Here is a 3,729-nt window from a genome sequence, read left to right on the forward strand (position 1 = left end):
AGGGCCTCAAAATTTCGGCACTGAATCAACTTCCGATTACGCACAGTGTCGGCCGGTAGCTCAGAGCGGAGGTGATGAGGATGGCCGGCAAGAAGGGGCAGCGCGGGCGCCCGCGCCAGCGCACCGAAGACCTCGCCGACCAGCGGCCGGACCGTACCGCGGACGTGGAGAAGCCCGTAGCCGCCCCGGCGCCGGAGATCCCGCCAGCGGATGCGGAGTGGCACCCGCGCGCCGCTGAGTGGTACGCATCCCTCCAGGCCAGCGTGCAGGCCCAATACCTGGAGCCGTCCGACTGGGCGTTCGCCCGGTACCTCGGCGACCTGATGACGACGACGCTCGACATACCGCGGCCCAACGCACAGCTGGTGGCCGCGATCACGCGCGGCATGGACCAACTCCTCACCACCGAAGGTGCCCGGCGGGCTGCCCGCCTGGAACTCCAGCGCCCTGGACGTGACCAGGATGACGAGTCCGATGGGGGCGGTGAGGTGACCCTCCTTGACGACTACCGCGACCTCTACGGATGAGACTCCGCCTGACCAGGTAGAGCTTCCTCCTGGCTACTACGTGTGCCCCGACACCGGGGCGTGGCTGACCCTGCCGTGGCCGGGGGACCATGTGCTCCCGTGGGGGCACCCGTCCCGGCTCGCAAAGCTCCCGCCTTCGCTGGGCCCGGCGGTGATCCGCTGGTGTGAGAAGTGGCTGGTGAACCCGACCACCGGGCAGCCGTGGCGGTTCACCCCAGCCCAGAAACGCTGGCTTCACCTGTGGTACGCGCTGACCCCGGAGGGGCGGTGGGTGTACTGGTCCGGGTGTAAACGCGGCGCGAAGGGTGTCGGTAAGGACCCGCTGGGCGGGGCCATGGTGCTGGCTGAGTTCGCCGGGCCAGTCGAGTTCGCCCAGTGGGGTCCGGGTGGCCGGCCGTTGTCGAGGGCTCGCCGGATGGCGCTGGTACAGATCGGCGCCAACAGTGAGGCCCAGGCGGCCGACCTGCTCAGATTGGCTAACGCCATGATGTCCAAGCGGCTCCGTGACCGGCTGGGCATGACCAAGGCCGACCTCGGAGTGAAGCGCACCGTCCGGCCCGGTGGCTCGCGGATCGAGCTGCTGACGGCGTCAGAGGCCTCCAACGAAGGCGACCCGGCCACAGCGGTTTTTCTCAACGAGACACACCACATGACCGACGCCAACCAGGGCACCAAGCTCGCCGAGGTCGGCGACCGGAACGTGTCCAAGTCCCCGAAACACATCGGGGCCCGGCTGTGTGAGCTCACGAACGCGTTCCAGCAGGGGCAGGACTCCCGGGCGGAGCGCACCTATAACGAGTGGCAGGCCCAGGTGTCCGGCGCCAAGCGCCGCCAAGGCGTGAACCTGCTCTACGACTCCCGCGAAGCGGACCCGTCCACGCAGTTGCATGACTGGGACTCGCTGATGCGGGGCGTGGAGCAGGCGTACTACGACGCTCCGTGGTCGGACCTGGAGCGCATCGCGATGTCCGCGCAGGACACACGGCGCACCCCGGCCGAGTCGATCCGCTACTACCTCAACGGGTTGGCCGCTGCCGAGGATGCGTGGGCGGACCCGAAGAACTTCGACGCGATGGCGAAGCCCTCGGTGAAGCTCAAGGACGGCGACCGGATCGTCATGTTCCTGGACTGCTCCAAGTCCACGGACGCGACCGGTCTGGTCGGATGCAGGCTCTCAGATGGGCATGTTTTCGTCCTGGGTGTGTGGCAGAAGCCGCACGGCGACCGAGGTAAGGGCTGGTTGGCCCCGCGCGACGAGGTCGACGACACCGTGACCGAGGCTTTCGAGAAGTACAAGGTCCTGTGGTTCGGGGTCGATCCGTCGCCGGCCACCGACGACGACACCGAAGTCCTGTACTGGAAAGAGGTGATCGACAAGTGGCACCGCACGTACCGGCGCAAGCTGTTGGTGTGGGCCACCCCCGGCGCCCAGCAGGGCAACAGCGTGCTGTTCGACATGCGCATGAGCGCGCGTGGGTCACGTCAGCGGCTGGAGGACTTCACCGAGGAGGCCATGGAGACCGCGCGGATGATCAACGAAGAGGGCGCCGGGTTCACCCATGACGGGCACGCCGCGCTGCGCAAGCACGTCCGCCAGGCCAAGGAGCGCCCGAACCAGTGGGGCCACACCCTCGGCAAGGTCACCCGCGACAGCAACAAACTCGTCGACCTGGCCGTGTGCATGGTCGGCGCCCGGCTCGGCCGCCGCCGGGTCCTCAACTCAACGAAGTACCGCAAGTCGACCGGATCGGGGAAGGTGGTGGTGATGAGGTGACGAGCGTGACCATGGTGTCCCTCCCCGCTCTGCACGTGCGAGACATGGACGACGCCGAGCAGAAGCTCACCAACAAACTGCTGTCGCAGCTGCTCCGTCGTGCCCCGTACAACCAGCTCCGGGAGCTGTACTACGACGGCAACGACACGATCAACTCCCTGGGCATCGCTGTCCCCCAGCTCCTGAATGATGTTCGGACGGTGGTGGGATGGCCAGGGATGGCCGTCAACAGCCTGGAGGAGCGTCTGGACTGGCAGGGCGTGGCCCTGCTGGGTGAGGACACCGACGACCCGCTGGGTCTGCGTGACGTCATCATCGACAACGAGATGGAGTCCGACACCCAACAGGGCAACCTCGAAAGCCTCATCCATGGGGTCGGGTTCGTGGTCGCGTCCCGCGGCGACACCACCGAGGGTGAGCCAGAGTGGTTGATCACGATTGAGCCGCCTACCCGGATGACGGGTGAGTGGTCGGCCCGGAAGCGCCGGCTGTCCAGTGCCCTGTCGGTGACCGTGGACGAGAGCGCGAGGCAGATCACGGGTCTGACCTTGTACCTTCCGGATCAGACGATCTTTTGCGAGCGCCCGAACCCGTCGAGTGATATGCGGGTGGTGCGCCGGGCCCGACACGGGTTGCGCCGGGTGCCGGTGGAACCGTTGGTGAACCAACCTCGAAGGGGCCGCCCTTGGGGCAAGTCGGAGATCACCCCAGCGCTGATGTCGTACACCGACTCGGGTGTGCGCACCATGCTCTCCATGGAGGTGAGCAGGGAGTTCTACTCCTCGCCGAAGGAGTTCATCCTCGGCGCGTCTGAGTCGGCGTTCACGGACGAGCAAGGCAACCCGATCCCCGCATGGGCCTCATACTTGGGTCGTTTCAAGGCGTTGGAGCGCGACGACGAGGGCGAACTCCCGAAGGTGGAGCAGTTCTCCGCCGCCTCCCCGGCCCCATATGTGGAGCAGGTCAAGCTGCTCGCGCAGATGGTCGCCGGCGAAGCGTCCATCCCCGAGTCGTATCTGGGGTTCGTGTCCGCCAACCCGTCCAGTGCGGACGCGATCCGTGCCACCGAAGCCCGCCTGGTCAAGCGTGCCGAGCGCCGACAGCAGATCCTGGGCCGATCATGGGCGAACGTGCTGCGCCTGGTCGTGGCCATGCGCGACGGCGGGCTAAGCAGCGAGGCCAACGGGCTCGTGTCCCGGTGGCGTGACGCCGCGACTCCCACGCGGGCGGCGATGGCCGACGCCACCATGAAGCTGGTCGGGGTCGGTGTACTCCCGCCCGACAGCGACGTCACTTACGAGCAGCTGGGGTTTGACCAGACCACCATCGCCCGCCTTCGGGCGGACGTGCGACGGCGCCGGTCCGAGCGGATGCTCGCCCAGCTGACCGGCGCCGCCGAGCAGGCCGAGGCGGACGAGGATGTGGCCG

Annotated in this window: 3 protein-coding genes; all 3 read left to right on the forward strand. The window is 67.5% G+C overall.

The genetic code is table 11. The features are described 5' to 3' along the window. Positions 1 to 80: 80 nt before the first annotated feature. Positions 81 to 527 (forward strand): hypothetical protein, encoded by a 447-nt coding sequence (locus tag K8V84_RS14585; RefSeq protein ID WP_304075065.1) that lies wholly within the window; start codon positions 81 to 83, stop codon positions 525 to 527. A 178-nt stretch (positions 528 to 705) separates the two neighbouring features. Continuing rightward, positions 706 to 2,301 (forward strand): hypothetical protein, encoded by a 1,596-nt coding sequence (locus tag K8V84_RS14590; protein ID WP_304075068.1) that lies wholly within the window; start codon positions 706 to 708, stop codon positions 2,299 to 2,301. Positions 2,302 to 2,312: 11 nt separating this feature from the next. Beyond that, a partial coding sequence (locus K8V84_RS14595) for a phage portal protein (RefSeq protein ID WP_304075070.1) occupies positions 2,313 to 3,729 on the forward strand: 1,417 nt, incomplete at its 3' end.

Origin of the sequence: Nocardiopsis listeri (assembly GCF_020741345.1) — a bacterium.
GTDB lineage: Bacteria > Actinomycetota > Actinomycetes > Streptosporangiales > Streptosporangiaceae > Nocardiopsis > Nocardiopsis listeri_A.

Coding starts and splice junctions, on each gene's coding strand:
- K8V84_RS14585 (WP_304075065.1), top strand. CDS start 81: ATGGCCGGCAAGAAGGGGCAGCGCGGGCGCCCGCGCCAGCGCACCGAA.